Source organism: Pseudomonas sp. FW305-E2 (assembly GCF_058782925.1).
On sequence record NZ_JBYSYE010000009.1, the window covers coordinates 91866 to 112734 of the forward strand.

Sequence of the window (20869 nt, forward strand, 5' to 3'; positions counted from 1 at the left end):
CCCGAAATGACGGTCAACTGGATTAGTTATGGCGTTAGTTTTCCATTAGTTATCTGGCGGCTGCTCGATCTGCTCTGTAAGCCCGAAACTCTTCCATGGTTAGCTCTGGTAGACCGTACCTTCGCTGGAAAAAATTATGAAACCTCAGGTCGTAGTCTTCCGGGGTGATCTTGTATTCCACCCGCATTGCATCAAGGTCCAGATCGGCAGGCCAGTACTTCAGCCGCTTCTGCTCAAACCACCTGTGTATGCACCCATTGGTGCCGGACATATCCACTCGCTCTACAGAGCAGTTGACCATCCCCTGTGACACCAGAGCTTTCAATGTACGGGTCAGGTTGGCTAGATCGAAGTCACCGTAGCCCAGGCCGTCTCTCAGCACAGCCTGAAGGCGTGCAGCGTTATACGGCGGGTACAGGTTATCGGTGGGGTCAATGTGGGCGAGTGCTTCGAGCACCCGCGCCTTGTTCTGGGTCATTCTCATGGAGTTGTTTTCGTTGTTACTGACAAGTAGCGTGGATCATCATCGGTTCAGCCCACTCCTACGCCGCAACAGCTACTGGCTCTGCTGCGACTGGCGGGAACTCAAGGTGTGCCGGGTAGCCTTTAAAGCCCCATTGGTCGTAGTAGCGGTCTCGATACATCCGCTTGAATCGGGGTTGTGCCAAGTAGTCTCGACGGCCCTTTTCGATGGCTGCATGTAGGCAATCAAGTAAGCCGGTACGGGCAGCTTCAACCTGCTCAGCGGTACACAGGGATAGTGCAAGCAATGGCTGCCATACCTGCTCGGCATCGGCGTTCAGAGCAGCGATGTAATCACGCCATGTACCCATCTTCTTAAAACGTTGTTCATCAGGCACAAGCACTGTAGGCACCAGTGTGGCCACATCAAGCCGCTTCAGCAGGCGAGCACGTAGCAAACCCTTGGGAATGTCTGCACCCGATAGTGCGTGGTAGCAGTGGTCGGTGATGCTCTCGATCAGCAAACTGTGGTCATCGTCTATAAGCTGCTGGTTGGGCGTGCCCCACGGCTGCTGCCAGTTCATATAGGTCAGCGGCTGCCATTCGATACCCCGTTGTGGCAAGAAGCTTTTGTGGTTGCCATCTACCGGGCACTCGCCCTGTGCGATGTAAATGCCAAGTACCCGTACCAGACCAAGCATAAAGGTGCAGTTGTCTCGGTGGCGCTGTGATGGCGATACCGCTGCCATCCGCTCTAGCTCATCTGCATATACGCAAAGAGCAGCACGGGTGTGCAGTTCGGGCTTAAACCTGGCGACTGAATCTTTGCCACGCTGGTAGGCGTCCATAAGCTCTAGCTGCTCAAGCGGCAGCTGTTCAAGCTGGCCAAGCGTATAGCGGTCATCTAGTTCCCGCACTGCTGTACCTTTCTGCTGCCGGTTGTAGATTTGCCGGGCTAAGGTGTGCAGCGTATCCAGCTTCAAAGCACTGGATTGGGCCAGATATTCAACGAACTCTTCACCCAGCAAGGCACGTACCTTCTTTGCTACCTGCTTGGTGGTATCGCCTACGTCTACTTGCCACTTCTTTAGCAGCTTGTGAGCTGGAATGCTCAGCCCAGCATCGGTAGATATCAACTTATTACCGGCTTGCTGATTGGGCCGCCATTGGCCGATGAACAGGTTAAGCGGGTGTAACACACCTACTGACCCATCTACGCCTATACGGGCTTGGATGTGGCAACGGTGGTACACAGACTTCCGCTCATCAGGGTTGAAGCCATAGCACTTGTAGTACCGGTTGTGGAACTGCTCTAGCTCGAATAGCGAAGCGGTGGTGTGGGTCATCATGATGCAGACGGTGTTCGCCTTGATACATTCTCTGACTACCCACTGCCCGAAGCTGCTCTTACAGAACCGGGTGAACTGATCTTCTATGCGGGACTGCCGCTTTGCGGCCTTGTCGGGCTGTCTTGACTTGGCCTTTCTACAACTATCTTTGCAGAAGCGCTTTGTCCTGTCCGCCTGTTCCCGGCGTCCTGTGTAAGGGGTCTTGCAGGTGTAGCAGATGTAACTGTAGTTACGAGTGCTGCTCTTCTTGCTGTTGCTCGTTGACATTCGTTCCGCTCTCTAGGGAATCAAGCCGCATGGCAGCTTCTTCAATCAATTGTTCTACCACTCGGGTAGGGTTAATGGCGCCTGTGTGTTCCATTAAGCGAAGCAACTTCGCTTGGTGTTCAGGCCGGTATACTGAGATTCGCATATGGGTTCCTGCTGAAATTGTTTATGGGGATTGGGCTGAAGCCCTAGTGCCATGCGGGCTTGAACAATTAAGGCGGACAAGTTCTATACTACCTGCGGCCTTCACCGATGTTGCCGGGCGAGTCGGAAGGGGCGACTACTTCGCCCGATCCGTGTCTTCATTTGGCACAGAGTTAATGAAGCACTTGACCATCCAGCTTACGAACTTGCGAACGGGCAGCTTGTGCTTGCGTGCCTGGGCACAAAGAACTTCAAACTCGGCAGGGGTAAACGTTAGCCGCATCCCTTCACCATGTACGTATTCGTCGTTCATGCTGCTTTCTCTTCTGCTGTGGCTTCTGCCGGTGCGGCGTAGGCTTTAAGCAGGTCAGCCAAGGCCGCTGCTTCTTGAACCTGCTTCAGTGCTTCCGCTGCTTTTGCTGCTTCTTCTGCTACCGCTGCTTCTTTTGCACGCTTCACTTGATCTACGCTGAACTTCACCTGGCGTTCAGTTTCAGCGATATTCAATTCAAGGCGAGATTGGTCATATTCTTTGCGAGCAGACTTCGCCACTTCAACAAGTTCGGCTTTAATTATCTTCTCTGGCTTACGCAGTACAGCAAATACATCCAGCGGTGGGTTGAATGCCAGCTTCACCAATGTATACCCCTTCGCCATTTCTTCAAAAAGTTCCATGGCGGCAGGCTCTAACGGTTTGCTGCGATGCCAGTGGATATGGGCCGCTTTATCTTTGTAGTAAAGAGTCTCGCTGCCTCGGTTATAGCTATCTTGCTTGGCTGCAATTAACTTCTGCAAGTCATCATCAGAGTGCGGGTGAATTTCAACAACATTAACGCCGTATTCGTATTTCGTGGTCATAGTTACTTCCTTGGTTTGCTCACCGGTTTGAGTCCGGCTTTAAATGTACGTGCTTTATCTTGCGTGTCTTTGTTGGTGGCCGCTGTAACGCTCTGGGAAGGCTTCTGAGCGGCCTTGGGGGCTGCTTCTATATGCTGGGCTGTCTTGACTGCTTTCGCTTCTCTAACGCGGCTCCTGTGGGCTTCTAGGTGGGCTAGAGTAACTACTGTGCCGGCGGGCAGGATATGGTCAACCAATGCTGACAGGTAAGTAAGCTCTTCCCTTGTCGCTTCGACATAATCCACCGCGATTGACTGGGTGGTTGGCAGCTCTAGGAAATAGCTCAAAATTGCTCCGCTTCCCTTGAGCACTTCTAGGTATATGTTGTTGCTTGGCATTAAGCTGCTTCCTTTACGTGTTCTTCTTGCTCTTGAGTCATGTAGAGCTGCTCAAGTTCTGCTTGTGTTTCTTTGTTCTTGCTGCGCCAGTTGCGAGACTGGCAAGCTGATCCGCAAAAGCGGGTTAGTGGACTTCTTGAATAGTGTGTTCTTCCACAAACTTCGCATGTGCTACGACGTAGCGGTCTTTGCATATATTGTTACCTGCATGAGTTAGAGTTTTTCAGTGGGCGAAATAAGCCCGTCACTCGATACAGAGCTTCGGGCTAATTAAGTCTTGAGCTGTAGTGTTGTGTGCTTGCGTGAACAAGCATTGTGCCGCCCCTTGCGGGCAAGCCTATAAATAAGTGGCCAGCTTCGCTGCACCCACTGGCCGTGGGTATAACCATGATATCAAGGTGGAATTACTGATCTTGATAAGCCGGTGCAACTGGTAATCGCATTTTCAAATCTTCAGTCATATACCCGGACTGAAAACGGGGTAACACACGAGCTGGACCATTCCGAGTCAGTCGAGTATTGGCATTTATAGATGGTCAAGCGGGGGTACTTCTAGGAAAGTTGGATGCAACACCAAACTTGTGACGCAATTATACCATATATCTGTATTTGTCAATAGCTCAGGCATGCGTTTGTAAGATTTATTTTTGCCACTTTACGGGGTAAGCCTTGCCCCGCTGTGAGCGGGGCAAGTTTTTCAAGCCTCGATAATAGGCAAGGTCGGGAGTTTTGAGATGGCCGTGAGCTTTTGAACAGCGCTGGCGCCTTGGCTATATATGTCGAAGGTTACTAGGCGTGTCTCGTGACCCACCAGTTCCGCGATTAGTGGGGCGGCTACTTCGGCACGCCAAAGCTGGGTAATGGCGGTCATTCGTATGCTATGGAAGACATGGCGGGAGCCGAACCCCTGCGATTTCTTGAGCCTGCCGAACGCTTTGCTATGCAGGTCTGACCGATTGCCGTACTGGTTCTTTGAATTGGATGGTACGAGATAACCATCTTTTGAGTCCGCCATAAGACGCTGCACCACGCTAGTCAGGGCGGGGTGTACCGGTACGACACGAATCCCCGCTACAGTCTTACTATCTACAATGTCAAAACTCTGCACGCCGTCATCTGTTATAACGTGCTCGGTGCGAAGCTGGCAAAGTTCTTCGATTCGTGCGCCAGTGTATGTGCCCAACAGGATCAGATCAGCGAGTGCATTATTCCCCTCGGTGACAGCGGCAGAGTACAACTGAGCCAGTTCGCTGAGCGAGAAGTCCACCCGCTGGGTATCGGCCCTCGCCCTGCCCCTGAGCTGCGGAAGCTCATGGTGTTCAAACGGGTTAACGGCACCCTTGTAGTCTTCTCTCCACTGGGCATCGTACTTCATAGCCCACTTCCAGAAAGTGGCACCGGCAGTGATGTATTGTGCTTTCGTCTTGGACTCGACACCCAGCGAATCGAGCCACTTGGCCACCGTGTCGAAGTCCAACGGTTTGCCTGTCTCTGCGAGGAATGCTGATAACTTCTTGAGCTTAGATTCTTGCTGATCAACGTTTCTCAGGGCAACACTCTGTTCTCGGATCTCACGAAATGCCGCTAGTCGGGCCTTCGTGATCGGTGATTTGGGTTTATAGCTGCTTGGCTCAAATGCTATTGCCTTGGCTTCTGCTGCTTCAACGTCGTTCAGGTCGTAGTGCGAGGCGGTCATCATCACCATTAGCTCGCGATTAAATTCAGCGGTATGTTGAACACGCTCTAACGGACTATCTGGCATCTCTAATCGCTTATTGTCGATAAAAGCAATGACGCCGGGAACACCTTTGGCTTCCAGTGCTGCTGCTAGTTCGTACAGCTCATCTAGGACCTTTTGCTTCCCTGCTTCACGTTCTACCGAGGCGATATCCTTGGTGTTGCGCGTGCCCTTTGCAACTTCCATAAAGCGTCCACTGGTTTCTTTGTCGACCTCGTGACCCCATGCTGCTAGCTGAGGCTTCCAGCCTTCCTTGTATTGATGCATCTGCACCTTGGCTTCAGCGAGCTGTGCCCTGGCTGCTGCAATGTCAGCCTTCCACTTGGCGAGATAGGGTAGGCGAAGATTGATGGCCTCGGAACGGTGGCCGGTGCCTAGTGACTTGCTCAGGATTCTTCTACCGCCGAACGACTTGCGGACATCGGCGGGAATTTCCAGCCGCACGTGCCATGTGCCGCCTTGAAGCTGTAGGTTGTCTGCCATCGGGTGCTAGCTCAGGAATATGCTGTTGTACGTAGGGATTGTACGTAAAACGTGTCTGAAAGCCAATGATTACGGTGTTTATTGGGGCTGAAGGTCGTTTGTGTCGAGTCCCTATCTCTCCGCCATACAAGATCAAGCCCCTGGAAGCGAAAGCTTTCGGGGGCTTTTTCGTTGCGCCTTACTTTTTCATCATCCCCAACTCAGCATCATCCAACAGCGCCTTGGCCATCGCGCTCAGGTAATGCGAGGCCCAGATCAGTTTCTGGTCGCCGTCCATCAGGCCGGTGATGATCAGGTCGCGCACGTAACCCATCAGTTCGGACGCCTGTTCGCGGGCGTCCTGGCAGGGGATGCCGGGTTCGATGCGGAACAGCGGGTGGGTGTTGTTTTCGCCTTGGTAGAAGCAGGTCTTGCCGACTGTGGTGGGTTCTGTTGTGTTGTCGGTGGGCATTGTTTTGTTTCCCTGGATTCTGGGTTGCCTGGGCTGGCCTCTTCGCGGGCACGCCCGCTCCCACAGGTACTGTGCAGTGCGTGACGGCTGTGGTGACCTGTGGGAGCGGGCGTGCCCGCGAAGAGGCCTGACCTGCTAATGCAAGGTGTGAGGCTCTGTGGGTAAATGCGGCCGCATCTGCAACTGCATCAACGCCGACTCGACCAGCCCCTGTACCGCTTCCATTTCATGGATCACGGCCTGCATCACGATCGAGCTGTGGGCGGTGGGTTTGAGTTGCACGGATTGGCGGGCCACGGACAGGGCGCAGAGTACGTATTCTGAGGACTGGACCAGGGTGTCTTGCAGGATCTGGGTGGAATGGGGGGAGTAGGGTGGATCGGGGACTGTCTTGCGCATGTAAGCTCCTTGGGTAGTGGAGCCGCCTGGCAACGCTGTCAAACGAATGGAGGCAGCTATACATGGGTTGACAGACCGGTACCCAAGGACCCGGCGCACACGAATGTGCCCCATGCACAGCTGCCATCAAGCGCTGCAACGGAAACTTGAGTAGTCGGCCTGTCAAAGCCGGTCGCTGATTTCACAACGACGAGCCGAGACTAGAGCGCGACCGAATCCGTCGCAACCGTTTGAGCGGGTTGGCAGTATGTTTGGGAAACGCCCTACAAGGAAGGGGATAATTCTGAGTAGAAGTTGTAGGACGGATTTCTACTAATCAATCAGACAGGCTTCCTGCAACATTTTGTCTTGAACTGACAATGGCACCTTGGGCTACAATGCGGCGCTCTGATACGCCTCTCACGCCCAGGCCACACGCCGTAATGATTACGCGCGCTGGGCGATGAACTCTTCCTGACATGGATTCGTTGGATGCTTTGCGCCGTACTGGTCTCCCCCTGCGCCCCTCGCTGGACGGCTGAATTGTCGTCTGCGGCCAGTGCTGCACAATTTCTGAAAACCCCGCACAAACTCGAATGCTGCCGCCAACCATTGGCTGCGGTACGCGGCTGTGCGCCCCACCGAAAATGGAGTGCTCCACTTGCGTAAGAAATTCGTCGCGTCCCTTCTGGCGGTCGCCATCGCCTCTACCACGGCCTGTGCACAGCTCGGGATCAGCAAAGAGCAAGCGGGCACCGTGATCGGTGGCCTGGCCGGTGTGGCCATCGGCTCGACCATGGGCAGTGGCAACGGCAAGATCGCCGCCGCGCTGATCGCAGGTGGCATTGGCGCCTACGTGGGCAACCGCATCGGCCACATGCTCGATGAAAAGGACCAGCAAGCCCTGGCGCTGCGTACGCAGGAAGTGCTGAGCCAGCAGCAAACTACTGCCAGTGCCCAGCCAGTGACCTGGAAGTCCGACCATTCCGGCGCCACCGCGCAGATCGTGCCGGGCAAGGAATACACCAAGACCAAGCAGGTCGAGGTCAAGCGCGCGCCGAAGATCCAGGCGGTGCCGTCGATGAAGCTGATCAACGAGCCGTATGTGACCATCAGCGACAACCTCAACGTGCGCGCCGCGCCTAACCAGGCTGGCGAGAAAGTCGGCAGCCTGAAGAACCACACCGAATTCACCGCCGTGGGCTCCACCGGTGACTGGATTCTGGTCGGCCGCAAGGGTGTGACCGTGGGCTATGTGCACAAGAACTACGTCGAGCCCAAGGCGCAAGCGGTTGCCAAGCGTGTAACGCCAGCCGTCAACCTGGACGAGCTGGACGTTGCCGCCAGCAAGGAAACCCAAGGCTTCGACCTGGACTCGGTGCAGTCGCTGCCGACCCAGACAGTTGCCGCCGAAGCGGCCTGCCGCCCGGTCACCGTCAGCCTGAAATCGCAAAGCGGCCAGACCGAACAAGAGCAGAACACCTTCTGCAAACAAGCCAACGGCACCTGGGAACTGATCTGAGGAACTCCATGAAAAAGCACGCGCTCGCGCTGGCTGTGATCGGCGCTTGTGGTCTGGTACCGCAGGCGTTCGCCCACGAGCTGGCCTTTTCCAAGAAAGACAACATCAAGGTCGAAGTGCCCGGGGATGCCACCACCTGGTGCAAACCCCAGGTCGACCTGACCATCACCCGCCCGGCCTGGGATAACCAGGAACTGCTGTCAGGCCTGCTGACCAAGCTGCCGTTCGTGTTCGCCAAGGACTGCTCGACTGCCAAGGTGAGCTGGAAGGCGGTCGATGCCAAGGGCAACCTGTACGCCAGCGGCTCGGGCAATGCCAGCAACCTGGGGCTGGTAACTCTGGCTGCTGCGCCTGCCACTGCCGCCCCGGCGCCGGCTGCAGCAGTTGCCCCCGCTCCGGCACCTGCACAGCCAGAAGCACCGGCTGCTGCTGCACCGACACCGGCACCTGCTCCGGCCCCAGCCCCAGCCCCTGCTGCTGCAGCGGCGCCGGCAGTGGTCGAAGCCGCACCTGCGCAGGCAAAACCCGCTCCGGCCCCCGCGCCCGCGCCAGCCGTAGCCGCAGAGCCAGCTCCAACCCCCGAAGCCCCTGCAGCAGCCCCTGTTGTGCCGCCCGCTCCGGCACCTGCCACAGCAGTCGCCGCAGCCCCCACTTCGGACTTCGGTCGCTCGGTGGTCCTGGAAAACCGCAACCTGATGCAGGTAACGGACGGCACCGGCTGCAAATGGGTGCTCAGTACCTCGATCATCGGCGATGGCGATACCCTGTCGTTCGGCACCACCCCGGCCATGCCGTGCCCAGCGTCCGGCTTTGGTGAAGGCAGCTTCGACAAAATCAGCTGGAAGGCTGTGGGTACCTACCGGGGTGATAACTGGACCCGCGTTTATGCTCACCCGAGTGGTTTGATCTTCAACAAGCACCTTGAGCCTGCGGTAAAGGACAAGGCCGTTTCTTATCTCACGCCGCAAGCTGACCAGGCCGCGTTCCTGGTCGGCGAGATCCCAGGCCGGCAGATGAAGGTGTACCTGACGTTCACCCGCTCCAGCTACGGCGTGCTCCGCCCGTTCGGCAGCGACCCTTACTACGTCGCGGTCACCCCGGACGAGTCGTTTGCCCTGGACGCGACCAAGTACAAGGAAGCTGCGCTGGAAATCTTCGACCTGATCAAGACCACCTCGCCGACCACCACCGATGTGGCCAACCTGTTCATCGTCAAAGACCTGTCGGCGATCTCGAACAACATCTGGGGCAACGACGCGCAGAAAATCACCCGCAACCGCATCGGCATCAACCGCCAAGGCCTGTTCTTCGATGTGCGCGACGGAGCCAACTGGGCGGTACAGCGCGAGCAGCAGCGTGTGCGTGAGCAGCGTCAGCGCCAACAGGAACTGGCCCGCGTGCACACCCGTGTGCTGGAACGTTACCAGCAGTTGCAGGACGGCATGAGCGACTTCAAGGGGCGCGAAACCGAGGCGTTGGCGCAGATGGCCGGTATCAAGGTGCGCTTCGCTTCGCCACTGGAGCAGCAAAACCCTGCGACCTCGGCCAGCGTAGTGCCGATGATGGTGCACGTTACCGGCAAGAAAGGTGACTTCTACAGCATCGACTTCCCGAGCAACGGCCGCCTGGTTGCGGACGAGGAATACAGCGAAGGCTGGTACGTGACCCAGGTGGCCAACGCCACGCCGTACTACCCGCTGGACGACGGCCGCGCCGTGCCTACCTACCGTGCCTACAGCGCCGGTGAGCCGGAGGCCTGCAAACAGGACCACTGTGCCGACCGCGTGTCGTTCGGCGCCGTGCTGGCCAAGGAATTCCCCAACGCCGGTATCGATTTCAGCTGGACCCCCGAGGTCTCCCAACAGTACGTGAACGACTGGAACAACGCTTCCGCCATGGTCCAGTGAGGCAAACACCATGATCAAACAGATGAACAAGAAGCAGCTGCTGATTGGCGGTGTGGCCGCAGCGGTGCTGGTGCTCGGTGGTGGCTATGCGATGGTCGCCAGCTCGGGCAAGAAGGCTGCGCTGGCCTACTACGACGACTTCAAGGAGCGCTATTTCCTTGAGGATGTGCTGTCTGAGGGGGACATTTCCTACTCGGCGTTTTCCGGCAACCTGACGGTAGCCGACCCGGAGATCCGCGTGGCGGCGGCGCAGACCAATGGCGCCCAGCAGTTCATGCGCGGCCTGTCGGGCTTGATGGAGTCCGTACAGGGTGGTTCGGCTGAAGAAGGCCTGGCGGGCTGGGCCAAGTACCAGCTCAATGTCAGCCGCAATGTGGCCGGGGTGTACCTGAAGGCTGATGCGCTGAAGCTGGCCCATGACGGAGACAGCAAGGATGGCAGCATTCATATCCAGTTGCTGGGCATGCAGATGGGCAACCCTTACGTTGCCAGCAAGGGGGCCGAAGTCGTGCTGGTGGCGGATGTCAGCGACGAAGTCCAGCCACGTGCCGAGCTGGCCGCCAATGGTCGGGCCGTCCCGTCGAACTTCACCTGGGGCGCCAACATGGCGGTGCGCCAGCCAGTAACCGGCGCGTTTCTGGTCAGCAGTACCGGTGACTTTGGTACCACGGTCGACCTGGACTTCACCATCAAGCGCTCCAGCGATGGCGAAGGCTCGATGGCGTTCGTGGTCACCCACCGCAACGACGGCTCCAAGGTGGGGGAGATCGTGCGCAAGGCCGACTTCCAGTCGCTGCCGGAACTGGACGATGTCGAAACCCAGCTCAAGAGTGCCCTGAGCGCGATGCTGATTGGCGCGTACAGCCCGTACACCGGCCAGGCGGTGTTGGCTGAAGCGGTGAGCGGCTTTGCCCGCAAGGCCAAGGTCGAGAACTACTCGGTGAGCTACAGTGGCTTCAAATCGCTGAAAGAGGCTTTCAGCGATTACCAGCAGCAAGTCCCCAAGGCGAAGTTCGCAGCCTTCTGCCAGGAGGTTGGGCTGTCGTCGTGGAGCAGTGACTTTGGCGCCAAGGCCAAGAACCACAGCGACTCGGAGTGCGCCATCGGGCAGAAGCTGGTCGAAGACGGCAGTTTCGAAGAGCAGTACACCTTCAAGGAAGGCAAGAGCCTGTTTGCGGCGTTGTTCGTGAGCAAGGCGTATCAGCTGGAAACCAATTGACTGGGTAATGGCTGAGTGAACAAGCCCCCGGGAACCCTGAGTTGCCGGGGGCTTTTTTTGCTGTCAGGTGTGCCCGGACACTGTCGGGCTTGGGATCAGCGCATCGCCGCCAGTTTGATGCCGAATCCCACCAGGCAAGCCCCCGCCAGCCGCTCGAACATATTGGCAATTCGCGGGTTGGCGCGCATGCGCTCGGCCAGTTGATGGGTCAGCACCACGGCAATCAGCCCATACAGGAAGGTCACCACCGCCACGGTCGCCGCCATGAAACCGAACGTCACCAGCCCTTGGTGCTTCACCGGGTCGACGAACAGCGGGAAAAACGCCATGTAGAACATGATCGCCTTGGGGTTCAGCAGGGTGATCATCATGGTCTGGCGCAGGTACTGGCCGTTGTCCATGCGGCAGGTGTGTGCTGCACCACCGGGTTTGCTCAGCAGCATGCGCAGGCCCAGGTAGGCCAGGTATGCAGCCCCCGCCCACTGCACCATATGAAAGGCGGCAGGGTAGGTGGCCAGCAGGGTGGCGACGCCGGCTACCGCCAGCCACAGCAGCACCTGGTCACCCACGATAACGCCACAGGTCGCGGCCAGGCCTGCCTTGATACCGCCCTTGCCGGTGGCGGTGATCAGGGCGAAATTGCCCGGGCCGGGGATGGCCAGAAGAATAAGGAAGGCGATGACGAATGCGCCGTAGTCGGTGACGCCAAGCATGGTGAGTTCCTGTTGGGCATTGCGAAGGCAGTGCGCTGAACTATCGTCGCCAACGGCGCGCTTTTCAACCTGTTGTTGCACAGTTGCAAAGAACCTGTGCCAAGTGCGGCTTGGATCCAATGCCTGGAGTCTGTATGATTCCGCGGCCATCAGACGATGGTCGAAGATGATTCATTTAAAGGACTGAGTAATGAAAAAGCTGTTCAAGGCCACCGTTGCCGTTGCTGTCGTTTCGGGTGTTGCCCTGCTGTCGGGTTGCACTGGCCAAGTTTACAACCAACCGAAAAACTGCACCTACGACTACCTGTTCCACCCTTCGGTTTCCATCTCCAAGATCATCGGTGGCTGCGGCCCAATCGATAAACTGCCTCAGCAGCAGTAATCTTGGCGGTACCCTGATCGCGACGCTTGCGGCGTGATCCAAGGCCCCCGGTCATGCACATGGCCGGGGGTTTTTGTTTTTGACGTGACAAACTGCCGCTGGGGCAACCGGTCGCCTTGACGCTCCGGCCTGCAATTTGTTTGTGCTGGCATTTCAGATACAATCGGAAAAACGATTCAGCCTTGTCGGTCAATTCGACCAAAGGCCGAGCCGTTTTCTGGTTCTCTGGCTGCTGAACAATGATCAACAAAAAGCCTGCGCTGAAGAACACGCTTTACCGGGGCCAGCCACAGGCCCTCCCTCTGTTCTCCTGACTGGAATTGATCAATGTTCAAGAAAGCTGGCAAGACCTTGCTGGGTCTGGCGGTCGCTGCAAGCGTCATGCAAGCGCACGCTGCAGAAACCAAGAAAGTAGATGTGCTGCTGGTCGGCGGCGGCATCATGAGCTCCACCTTGGCCGTGTGGCTGCACGAGCTGGAGCCAAGCTGGTCGATGGAAATGGTCGAGCGCCTGGATGGCGTGGCCGAAGAAAGCTCCAACGGCTGGAACAACGCCGGTACCGGCCACTCCGCGCTGGCCGAGCTGAACTACACCCCGGAAGACAAGGACGGCAACGTCAACATCTCCAAGGCCATCGAAATCAACGAAGCCTTCCAGATTTCCCGCCAGTTCTGGTCGTGGCAGGTACGCCAGGGCGTGCTGAAGAACCCGCACTCGTTCATCAACACCACCCCGCACATGAGCTTCGTGTGGGGCGATGACAACATCAAGTTCCTCAAGAAACGCTACGACGCACTGCAGGCCAGCCCGCTGTTCCGTCCGATGCAGTACTCCGAGGACCACGCGCAGATCGCCAAGTGGGTCCCGCTGATGATGGAGGGCCGCGACCCGAACCAGAAGCTGGCCGTGACCTGGACGCCAATCGGCACCGACGTGAACTTTGGCGAGATCACCCGCCAGTTCGTTGGCCACCTGCAGACCCAGAAAGGCTTCGACCTGAAGCTGTCCAGCGAAGTGCAGGACATCACCCGCAACAAGGACGGCTCCTGGCACGTCGAGTACAAGAACCTGAAGGACGGTACCGAGTCGGCCACCGACGCCAAGTTCCTGTTCATCGGTGCCGGCGGCGGCGCGCTGAAGCTGCTGCAGAAGTCGGGCATCCCGGAAGCCAAGGAATACGCAGGCTTCCCGGTGGGTGGCTCGTTCCTGGTGACCGAGAACCCGACCGTTGCCATGCAGCACATGGCCAAGGCCTATGGCATTGCCTCGACCGGTGCGCCACCCATGTCGGTCCCGCACCTGGACACCCGTGTGCTGGACGGCAAGCGCGTCATCCTGTTTGGCCCGTTCGCTACCTTCTCGACCAAGTTCCTGAAGAACGGTTCTTACCTGGACCTGCTGAGCAGCACCACCACCCACAACGTGTGGCCGATGACCAAGGTGGGTATCGACCAGTATCCGCTGGTCGAGTACCTCGCTGGCCAGCTGATGCTGTCTGACGATGACCGCTTCGAAGCCCTGCGCACCTACTTCCCGAATGCCAAGAAGGAAGACTGGCGCCTGTGGCAGGCCGGCCAGCGTGTGCAGATCATCAAGCGTGATGCCGACAAGGGCGGCGTGCTGAAGCTGGGTACCGAAGTGGTGGCTTCCGAAGACCGCACCATCGCGGGTCTGCTGGGTGCCTCGCCAGGTGCTTCGACCGCTGCGCCGATCATGCTGAACGTGCTGGAAACCGTGTTCAAGGACAAGGTCGCTACCCCGGAGTGGCAGGCCAAGATCAAGGAAATCGTACCGAGCTACGGCACCAAGCTGAACGACTCGGCAGCGGCCACCCAGAAAGAGTGGAACTACACCGCTGAAGTGCTGCAACTGGGTAAACCGCCGGTGATCGACGCCAGCGTTGAATTCGGTGGCGCGGCAAGCAAGCCGGTTGAGAGCAAGCCTGAGAACGACATGGCGCTGTAACCGGCCATTGTTGTGAAAGAAAGCCACGGGGGAGACCTCGTGGCTTTTTTGTTGCCAAGCACAGCGCAACCCTCAGGCTTATCGCCATCCCTGGTAGGAGCGGGTTCACCCGCGAAGAGGCCTGCACAGGTATCACTGCTGGCGCAGGATGCACTCCAGCAGCCCGGGAAACCGCTCGCCCAGCATCTCGCTACGCAGCGAATTCATATGGGTAGTCCCCACATTGCGGGTTTGCACCAGCCCTGCATCACGCAACACACGGAAGTGGTGGGACATGCTCGACTTCGGCCGACCTCCATCCAGCTCGCCACAGCTGGCCTCGGCCACGCCGGCCAGGTGGCGGACGATTTCCAGGCGCACGGGGTCGCTGAGCGCATAGAGCAGGCGTTCAAGAATGAGGTCGTCGGGGTTGGGATGTTTATAGGCTCGCATGGTTGACATGATAACGGGGGTTTCATTAATTGCCATAGTTCGATTATGATCGAACAACAGTATTCAATTGAACCCGGAGTTTCCCATGTCCGCACTGTTCGAACCCTACACCCTCAAAGACGTCACCCTGCGTAACCGTATCGCCATTCCGCCGATGTGCCAGTACATGGCCGAAGACGGCATGATCAACGACTGGCACCACGTACACCTGGCCGGCCTGGCCCGTGGTGGTGCCGGTTTGCTGGTGGTCGAGGCCACTGCTGTGGCGCCGGAAGGGCGTATCACCCCCGGTTGCGCCGGTATCTGGAGCGATGCCCACGCTCAGGCGTTCGTACCGGTGGTGCAGGCCATCAAGGCTGCCGGCTCCGTGCCGGGTATCCAGATCGCCCACGCCGGGCGCAAGGCCAGCGCCAACCGCCCGTGGGAGGGTGATGACCACATTGCCGCCGACGACGCGCGCGGCTGGGAGACCATTGCCCCGTCTGCCATTGCCTTTGGCGCGCACCTGCCGAAAGTGCCACGCGAAATGACGCTGGACGATATCGCCCGGGTCAAGCAGGACTTCGTCGATGCCGCCCGCCGTGCGCGTGATGCCGGCTTCGAGTGGATAGAACTGCACTTTGCCCATGGCTACCTGGGCCAGAGCTTCTTCTCCGAGCACTCCAACAAGCGCACCGATGCCTACGGTGGCAGCTTCGAAAATCGCAGCCGCTTCCTGCTGGAAACACTGGCTGCCGTGCGCGAAGTGTGGCCGGAGAACCTGCCGCTGACCGCGCGCTTTGGTGTGCTGGAATACGATGGCCGCGATGAGCAGACCCTGGAAGAGTCGATCGAACTGGCCCGTCGCTTCAAGGCCGGTGGGCTCGACCTGCTGAGCGTGAGTGTCGGCTTCACTATTCCCGACACCCACATCCCCTGGGGGCCAGCGTTCATGGGGCCGATTGCCGAGCGCGTGCGCCGCGAAGCGAAGCTGCCCGTGACGTCGGCGTGGGGCTTTGGTACGCCGCAGTTGGCGGAGGCCGCATTGCAGGCCAACCAGCTGGATCTGGTTTCGGTAGGGCGCGCGCACCTGGCCGACCCGCACTGGGCTTACTTCGCGGCCAAGGAGCTGGGGGTGGAAAAAGCGTCCTGGACCTTGCCGGCGCCTTATGCACACTGGCTCGAGCGTTACCGCTGAGCCTTGGAGGGGCTGCTTTGCAGCCCATTCGCGGGCAAGCCCGCACCCACAGAGACACCGCAGGTTTCAGATACTGCACCCTCTCTGTGGGAGTGGGCTTGCCCGCGAATGTGCCGGTAGAGGCTAAAACCGGTCCAGTCGGTATGCGCCCATCTCAGGCCCACCAGCCTGCTCAGCCAACCGCCCCACCCATTCCGCCGTCACCGCCGCCTGGGTCAACCCCAGGTGCTGATGGCCAAACGCCAACAGCACCCGCCCATCGCACATCCTGTCGATCACGGGCAATGAGTCCGGTAACGAAGGCCTGAAACCCATCCACGGCGTTGCCCCTTCGACGCTCAAGTCGTGCCGGAACAAGCCCTTGCTCAACCGGTGCAACTGCCACGCCCGCTGCATGCTCGGCGGTGCCTGCAGCCCGGCAAACTCCACTGTGCCCGCCAGGCGCAAGCCTTCGGCCATGGGCGTCATGATGAATTTGCGCTCAAGCGAGGTGACTGCAAACGGCAGGCGCTGGTGCTCACCCGGCAACATCAGGTGGTAGCCGCGTTCGGTATCCAGCGGCACCCGCGTGCCTGTCAGCGCGGCAGTCAGTTTTGCAGAATGGGCGCCACAGCTGACAAGCACCTGGCGGGCATTGAGCATGCCTTGGTCGCTGGCAAGGCTCACGCCGGCACTGTGCAACTGCCCGCCATCGACCTGCGCCTGGACAAAGCGCACCCCACTGGCCTTGGCCGCTTCGAACAATTCGCACACCACCCGATAAGGGTCGATGAAGTGCCCGGTGCGCGGGAAGAACAGCCCGCCCAACAGTGACGGGCTGAGTTGCGGCGCCGCTTCGCGCACGGTTTCGGCCGTCCAGAAATCCACCGGCACCGCCTGCTGTTGCATGCGTGTGCGCAACGCCTCCAACGCCTGGCGTGACTCAGGCTTCTCGAACACCAGCAACGAACCATCCTCTTGAAACAACTCGCTGCGCCCGATCGAGCCCAACAGCCGTTGCCAGGCGCCCAGGCTGCCTTCGTTCAGCGTGCGGATGCCCGCCACGCTGCGCTGGAACGGCGCCGGGCGCAGGTTGAGCAGCAGCCGGGTGAACCACGGCATGGCCTTGGGCAGGTATTTCCAGTCCAGGCGCAGCGGGCCCATCGGGTCGAGCAGCATGCGAGGCAGGCGCTTGAGGATCGACAGGTCGGCAATCGGGAACACTTGCTCGGTTGCCAGGTGCCCGGCATTGCCGAAGGACGCGCCAAGGCCGGGTGCCTGGCGGTCGACCAGGGTTACCCGACGGCCCTGGCGGGCCAGTTGCAAGGCACAGGCGACGCCGACGATGCCTGCGCCGACCACGGCAATATCGGTTTCAGCGGTTTCGAGCATGCTCAGCCTTCCCGTTTGCCATCTAGCAGGCGCCGCAGTTGCAGCGGGTTGCAGTGTTTCAATGCCTGCGGCAGCAGCGCATCGGGGACGTCCTGATAGCAAACCGGGCGCAGGAAACGCAGGATCGCCGCGGTGCCCACCGAGGTGGTGCGGGCATCGGAAGTGGCCGGGAACGGCCCGCCGTGGACCATGGCATCGCACACCTCGACGCCGGTCGGCCAGCCATTGACCAGAATGCGCCCGGCCTTGCGCTCAAGGGTGGGGAGCAGGGCGCGAGCGCTGTCGATGTCGGCCTCGTCCAGTTGCAGGGTGGCGGTCAGCTGACCTTCCAGGTGTTCGGCTACCTGGCGGACCTGCTCATCGTCGGTGCAGGCAACGACCAGCGACGCTGCACCGAACACTTCAGCCTGCAACGCCGGGTCGGCGAGAAACGCTTCGGCCTGGGTCACGAACAACTGTGCCTGGCACTGGTTGGGGCCCTGATCGGTTTGGCCACTGGCGATGGTTTGGGCACAGGAGTTGTCTGCCAGGGCTGCGATACCGGCCTGGTAGGCACTGAAAATGCCGGGGGTGAGCATGGTTTGGGCGGGGGCCTGCTGCACGTAACCGGCGGCTGCAGTGATGAACCGCTGCAGTGCCGGCCCCTGCCGGGCGATTACCAGGCCAGGGTTGGTGCAGAACTGGCCGGCGCCCTGGGTCAGCGAGGCGACGAAACCTTGTGCCAGTGCTTCGGCACGGGCTTGCAGGGCGGCGTCGAACAGGAACACCGGGTTGATCGAACTCATTTCGGCATACACCGGGATGGGCTCCGGGCGCGCCTGGGCGGCTTGGCACAGCGCCATGCCACCGCTGCGCGAGCCGGTGAAACCAACGGCCTTGATACGCGGGTCGCTGACCAGGGCAATGCCCACTTCGCGGCCCGAGCCATAAAGCAGCGAGAACACACCGTTCGGTAACGCGCACTGCTTCACTGCTTGCGCCACTGCCTGGCCGACCAGCTCACTGGTGCCGGGGTGGGCACTGTGGGCCTTGACCACCACGGGGCAGCCAGCGGCCAATGCCGACGCGGTGTCACCACCGGCTACCGAGAAGGCCAGCGGGAAATTGCTGGCGCCGAACACGGCGACTGGCCCCAGGGCCACCTGGCGCTGGCGCAAATCAGCGCGGGGGAGGGGCTGGCGCTGAGGCAGGGCGCTGTCGACCCGCACGTCCAGCCATTCGCCGGCCCGCACTACACGGGCAAAGGTGCGTAGCTGGGTGCAGGTACGACCACGCTCGCCCTGAATGCGTGCCTTGGGCAGACCGGTTTCGGCCATGGCACGGTCGATCAGGGCATCGCCGAGGGCCTCGATCTGTGTGGCGATGGCTTCAAGAAAGTCTGCTCGTTGTTCGAGCGAGGTTTCGCGGTAGGCGTCGAATGCCGCCCAGGCCAGCGCGCAGGCCTGGGCCACGTGTTCGCCGGTGCCGCCGAGGTAGGCCGGCTCCAACGTCTGACCGGTGGTTGGGTCGATGGCACGGATGGCGTCGCGGCTGCCGGTTACCGGCCTCTGGCCGATCAGCAGGTTGCCTGTGAGGGGCATGTAGCCTCCTTGGAAATCTAATGCAGATGCATGGGGGGATTACGACCCCTGTAGGAGCGGGTTCACCCGCGAACACCGGCGAAGCCGGTGCCATGCACCGGGTCGCCTGATTCGCGGGCACGCCCGCCCCCACAGGGAGAGCAGTGGCTGCTCAGGCGATGTTCTGCTCGGCCGACCAGCTGGCATACCAGCTGCGGAACAGCGCGTACTGCTGTTCGGCATAGTTGCGCTGAGCGTCGGTCAGTACGTCGGTCTCGTTGAAGTGCAGGCTGTACTCGGTGTCGCCGTTGAGCACCATCAAGTGCTTGTAATACAACACCAGGTCGCAGCCTTCATCGAACGACGACAGTACCGCCAGCGCCGCTTCCAGCTCGCGCGCCAGGCGCCGGGCCCGGGCGTCGCCTTTGGCGGCCTGTTTGCTCAGGCTCACCAGTTGCAGCACTTCGCGCGGCAGCGCATTGCCGATGCCGGTGATGGCGCCGGTGGCGTTGCAGTTGACGAAGCCATGCACCACCTGGGTGTCGACACCGACCATCAGGGTGACATCATCATCCTTGGAGGTGATGTGCTCGGCGGCATAGCGCAGGTCGGCGCCACCGCCGAACTCCTTGAAACCGATCAGGTTGGGGAACGCGCTACGCAGTTCGAAGAACAGGTCGGCGCGGGTGGCAAAACCGTAGTAGGGGCTGTTGTAGATCACCGCCGGCAGCTTCGGCGCGGCAGCCAGGATTGCCGAGAAGTGATGCTTCTGGGCGATCAGCGAGGCGCCGCGGCTGAGCACGCGAGGGATGACCATCAGGCCGGCGGCACCGACCTTGGCGGCGTGGGCAGCATGCGACACTGCCTCACGGGTGTTGACCGCGCCCGTGCCGACGATGGTCGGGATACCGGCCGCCACCAGGCGCGCCACGCCTTCCTGGCGCTCGGCCTCGGTCAGCAGCGGCCAGTCACCCATCGAGCCGCAGTACACCACCGCGCTCATGCCGGCCTCGATCAGTTCGCGGCCCTTGCGCACCAAGGCGTCGAAGTCCGGCTTGCGCTCGGCGGTGCATGGGGTCATCAGGGCGGGCATGGTGCCGGTGAAAATGTTGTTGGTCATTGTTGTTACTCCTGGCGAAATTGGGTTTGGTCAAAAAGCCGGGGGCTCAGATGCCCCAGGCGAACGGGTCCTGTTCGTCGATCAGCAGGGTGCTGTCGGCGGTCATGTGGGCGCGGCCGGTGATGAACGGTCGAATGCGCTCGCCGTCACGCTCGTAACGGCCGTGAAACTGGCTGCCGGTGATGCTGGCCTGCACCCAGGTCTGGCCTTCGGCAAGCGTGCCGTCGGCGGCCAGGCAGGCCAGCTTGGCGCTGGTGCCGGTGCCGCATGGGGAGCGGTCGTAGGCCTTGCCGGGGCACATCACGAAGTTGCGGCTGTCGGCGTTGGCGTCGTCGGCGAACAGCTCGACATGGTCGATGGGCGCGCCGTTTTCGCCGGTGATGCCTTGGGCTTCGAGCGCCTTGAGCATGGCCCAGGTGTACTCGGTCAACACCTCGCGGTTATCCAGCTCGATGCGCTGGCCGTGTTCGGCAACGAGGAAGAACCAGTTGCCGCCCCAGGCGATGTCGCCGTGCACCACGCCATGGCCGGGCACGTCCACCGCAACCTGTTGGCGGTAGCGGTAGGAGGGCACGTTGCCGATGGTGATGGCGCCGTCGTCATGCAGGGTGGCGCTGACCTGGCCGACCGGGGTGTCGATCTTGTGCACACCCGGTGCGATCAGGCCCAGGTACTGCAACGAGGCGACCAGGCCGATGGTGCCGTGGCCGCACATGTTCAGGTAACCGGCGTTGTTGAAGAAGATCACCCCGCAGGTGGCGTCGGCCGACACTGGCGGGCAGTACAGTGCGCCAACCAGCACATCGTTGCCGCGTGGCTCCAGCAGGCAGGCGCGGCGCCACCGGTCGTGCAGTTCGCGCAGTTCGTCACGCTGTTCGGCCATGCTTCGGCCCCGCAGTTGCGGAAAACCCTTCATCACCAAGCGGGTGGGTTCGCCACCCGTGTGGGAGTCGATGACGTGAATCTGTTTCATGGGCTTGTCCCTTGCGTAAAAG

At 60.0% G+C, this 20869-nt stretch carries 20 protein-coding genes; 6 read left to right on the forward strand and 14 right to left on the reverse strand.

Going from position 1 to position 20869, the window contains the following annotated elements:
• Nucleotides 1–49: 49 nt before the first annotated feature.
• From AC3WLP_RS10830 to AC3WLP_RS10865, 8 genes are all read right to left on the reverse strand, one after another.
• A complete protein-coding gene (locus tag AC3WLP_RS10830) occupies nt 50–484 on the reverse strand; it encodes a hypothetical protein (protein ID WP_088513436.1) in 435 nt (144 codons plus the stop codon).
• A 58-nt stretch (nt 485–542) separates the two neighbouring features.
• On the reverse strand, nt 543–2078 hold the full coding sequence (locus AC3WLP_RS10835; protein ID WP_088513435.1) for a hypothetical protein: 1536 nt from the start codon (nt 2076–2078) through the stop codon (nt 543–545).
• 280 nt (nt 2079–2358) lie between these two features.
• The gene (locus AC3WLP_RS10840; RefSeq protein ID WP_158249201.1) at nt 2359–2535 is read right to left on the reverse strand and encodes a hypothetical protein; all 177 of its coding nucleotides are present in this window, start codon (nt 2533–2535) and stop codon (nt 2359–2361) included.
• Nucleotides 2532–3080: a hypothetical protein gene (locus AC3WLP_RS10845; RefSeq protein ID WP_088513434.1), complete on the reverse strand. Its 549-nt coding sequence runs from the start codon at nt 3078–3080 to the stop codon at nt 2532–2534. The genes AC3WLP_RS10840 and AC3WLP_RS10845 overlap by 4 nt, the downstream gene beginning before the upstream one ends.
• Before the next feature lie 2 nt (nt 3081–3082).
• Nucleotides 3083–3457, reverse strand: a complete 375-nt coding sequence (locus AC3WLP_RS10850) for a hypothetical protein (RefSeq protein WP_088513433.1) — start codon at nt 3455–3457, stop codon at nt 3083–3085.
• A 697-nt stretch (nt 3458–4154) separates the two neighbouring features.
• Nucleotides 4155–5678: a tyrosine-type recombinase/integrase gene (locus tag AC3WLP_RS10855; protein ID WP_088513432.1), complete on the reverse strand. Its 1524-nt coding sequence runs from the start codon at nt 5676–5678 to the stop codon at nt 4155–4157.
• A gap of 178 nt (nt 5679–5856) precedes the next feature.
• Nucleotides 5857–6129, reverse strand: a complete 273-nt coding sequence (locus AC3WLP_RS10860; RefSeq protein ID WP_012051485.1) for a DUF3077 domain-containing protein — start codon at nt 6127–6129, stop codon at nt 5857–5859.
• 135 nt (nt 6130–6264) lie between these two features.
• The gene (locus tag AC3WLP_RS10865; RefSeq protein WP_003254728.1) at nt 6265–6528 is read right to left on the reverse strand and encodes a hypothetical protein; all 264 of its coding nucleotides are present in this window, start codon (nt 6526–6528) and stop codon (nt 6265–6267) included.
• A gap of 640 nt (nt 6529–7168) precedes the next feature.
• On the opposite strand from AC3WLP_RS10865, the gene AC3WLP_RS10870 reads away from it, so the two are divergent.
• Genes AC3WLP_RS10870 through AC3WLP_RS10880 form a run of 3 tightly spaced genes read left to right on the forward strand, consistent with a single transcriptional unit; the run spans nt 7169 to nt 11155 of the window.
• Nucleotides 7169–8029 carry an SH3 domain-containing protein gene (locus AC3WLP_RS10870; RefSeq protein ID WP_003254727.1) on the forward strand — a complete coding sequence of 287 codons (861 nt, stop codon included), beginning with the start codon at nt 7169–7171 and terminating at the stop codon, nt 8027–8029.
• 8 nt (nt 8030–8037) lie between these two features.
• Entirely contained in the window at nt 8038–9936 is a 1899-nt protein-coding gene (locus tag AC3WLP_RS10875; protein ID WP_014755665.1) for a hypothetical protein, read from the forward strand.
• A gap of 10 nt (nt 9937–9946) precedes the next feature.
• Complete coding sequence (locus AC3WLP_RS10880) at nt 9947–11155, forward strand: hypothetical protein (RefSeq protein ID WP_088513430.1); 1209 nt, start codon at nt 9947–9949, stop codon at nt 11153–11155.
• A gap of 95 nt (nt 11156–11250) precedes the next feature.
• Here AC3WLP_RS10880 and AC3WLP_RS10885 read toward each other — a convergent pair whose 3' ends face one another.
• On the reverse strand, nt 11251–11868 hold the full coding sequence (locus tag AC3WLP_RS10885; protein WP_003254721.1) for a LysE family transporter: 618 nt from the start codon (nt 11866–11868) through the stop codon (nt 11251–11253).
• A 190-nt stretch (nt 11869–12058) separates the two neighbouring features.
• Between AC3WLP_RS10885 and AC3WLP_RS10890 the strand changes: the two genes are divergently transcribed.
• Nucleotides 12059–12250 carry a YhfL family protein gene (locus AC3WLP_RS10890; RefSeq protein WP_003254720.1) on the forward strand — a complete coding sequence of 64 codons (192 nt, stop codon included), beginning with the start codon at nt 12059–12061 and terminating at the stop codon, nt 12248–12250.
• A gap of 327 nt (nt 12251–12577) precedes the next feature.
• Entirely contained in the window at nt 12578–14215 is a 1638-nt protein-coding gene (gene mqo, locus AC3WLP_RS10895; RefSeq protein WP_012051487.1) for a malate dehydrogenase (quinone), read from the forward strand.
• A gap of 132 nt (nt 14216–14347) precedes the next feature.
• Here the strand turns inward: mqo and AC3WLP_RS10900 are convergent, their stop codons facing one another.
• Complete coding sequence (locus AC3WLP_RS10900) at nt 14348–14683, reverse strand: ArsR/SmtB family transcription factor (RefSeq protein ID WP_003254716.1); 336 nt, start codon at nt 14681–14683, stop codon at nt 14348–14350.
• 49 nt (nt 14684–14732) lie between these two features.
• On the opposite strand from AC3WLP_RS10900, the gene xenA reads away from it, so the two are divergent.
• Nucleotides 14733–15824, forward strand: a complete 1092-nt coding sequence (gene xenA, locus AC3WLP_RS10905; RefSeq protein WP_012051488.1) for a xenobiotic reductase XenA — start codon at nt 14733–14735, stop codon at nt 15822–15824.
• Between the two features lie 123 nt (nt 15825–15947).
• Here xenA and AC3WLP_RS10910 read toward each other — a convergent pair whose 3' ends face one another.
• From AC3WLP_RS10910 to AC3WLP_RS10925, 4 genes are all read right to left on the reverse strand, one after another.
• Nucleotides 15948–17195 (reverse strand): NAD(P)/FAD-dependent oxidoreductase, encoded by a 1248-nt coding sequence (locus tag AC3WLP_RS10910; protein WP_088513429.1) that lies wholly within the window; start codon nt 17193–17195, stop codon nt 15948–15950.
• A 2-nt stretch (nt 17196–17197) separates the two neighbouring features.
• Entirely contained in the window at nt 17198–18775 is a 1578-nt protein-coding gene (locus tag AC3WLP_RS10915; protein ID WP_088513428.1) for an aldehyde dehydrogenase (NADP(+)), read from the reverse strand.
• Between the two features lie 151 nt (nt 18776–18926).
• Nucleotides 18927–19874, reverse strand: a complete 948-nt coding sequence (locus tag AC3WLP_RS10920; RefSeq protein WP_003254709.1) for a dihydrodipicolinate synthase family protein — start codon at nt 19872–19874, stop codon at nt 18927–18929.
• A gap of 46 nt (nt 19875–19920) precedes the next feature.
• Complete coding sequence (locus AC3WLP_RS10925; RefSeq protein WP_014755673.1) at nt 19921–20847, reverse strand: 4-hydroxyproline epimerase; 927 nt, start codon at nt 20845–20847, stop codon at nt 19921–19923.
• Nucleotides 20848–20869: the final 22 nt, after the last annotated feature.

Bases quoted from the DNA above. Each gene is read 5' to 3' on its own strand.
- AC3WLP_RS10860 (WP_012051485.1), bottom strand. From the start codon at position 6,129: ATGCCCACCGACAACACAACAGAACCCACCACAGTCGGCAAGACCTGC.
- AC3WLP_RS10880 (WP_088513430.1), top strand. From the start codon at position 9,947: ATGATCAAACAGATGAACAAGAAGCAGCTGCTGATTGGCGGTGTGGCC.
- xenA (WP_012051488.1), top strand. From the start codon at position 14,733: ATGTCCGCACTGTTCGAACCCTACACCCTCAAAGACGTCACCCTGCGT.
- AC3WLP_RS10910 (WP_088513429.1), bottom strand. From the start codon at position 17,195: ATGCTCGAAACCGCTGAAACCGATATTGCCGTGGTCGGCGCAGGCATC.
- AC3WLP_RS10875 (WP_014755665.1), top strand. From the start codon at position 8,038: ATGAAAAAGCACGCGCTCGCGCTGGCTGTGATCGGCGCTTGTGGTCTG.
- AC3WLP_RS10890 (WP_003254720.1), top strand. From the start codon at position 12,059: ATGAAAAAGCTGTTCAAGGCCACCGTTGCCGTTGCTGTCGTTTCGGGT.
- AC3WLP_RS10920 (WP_003254709.1), bottom strand. From the start codon at position 19,874: ATGACCAACAACATTTTCACCGGCACCATGCCCGCCCTGATGACCCCA.
- AC3WLP_RS10885 (WP_003254721.1), bottom strand. From the start codon at position 11,868: ATGCTTGGCGTCACCGACTACGGCGCATTCGTCATCGCCTTCCTTATT.
- AC3WLP_RS10840 (WP_158249201.1), bottom strand. From the start codon at position 2,535: ATGAACGACGAATACGTACATGGTGAAGGGATGCGGCTAACGTTTACC.
- AC3WLP_RS10845 (WP_088513434.1), bottom strand. From the start codon at position 3,080: ATGACCACGAAATACGAATACGGCGTTAATGTTGTTGAAATTCACCCG.
- AC3WLP_RS10835 (WP_088513435.1), bottom strand. From the start codon at position 2,078: ATGTCAACGAGCAACAGCAAGAAGAGCAGCACTCGTAACTACAGTTAC.
- AC3WLP_RS10925 (WP_014755673.1), bottom strand. From the start codon at position 20,847: ATGAAACAGATTCACGTCATCGACTCCCACACGGGTGGCGAACCCACC.
- AC3WLP_RS10900 (WP_003254716.1), bottom strand. From the start codon at position 14,683: ATGGCAATTAATGAAACCCCCGTTATCATGTCAACCATGCGAGCCTAT.
- mqo (WP_012051487.1), top strand. From the start codon at position 12,578: ATGTTCAAGAAAGCTGGCAAGACCTTGCTGGGTCTGGCGGTCGCTGCA.
- AC3WLP_RS10850 (WP_088513433.1), bottom strand. From the start codon at position 3,457: ATGCCAAGCAACAACATATACCTAGAAGTGCTCAAGGGAAGCGGAGCA.
- AC3WLP_RS10855 (WP_088513432.1), bottom strand. From the start codon at position 5,678: ATGGCAGACAACCTACAGCTTCAAGGCGGCACATGGCACGTGCGGCTG.
- AC3WLP_RS10915 (WP_088513428.1), bottom strand. From the start codon at position 18,775: ATGCCCCTCACAGGCAACCTGCTGATCGGCCAGAGGCCGGTAACCGGC.
- AC3WLP_RS10830 (WP_088513436.1), bottom strand. From the start codon at position 484: ATGAGAATGACCCAGAACAAGGCGCGGGTGCTCGAAGCACTCGCCCAC.
- AC3WLP_RS10865 (WP_003254728.1), bottom strand. From the start codon at position 6,528: ATGCGCAAGACAGTCCCCGATCCACCCTACTCCCCCCATTCCACCCAG.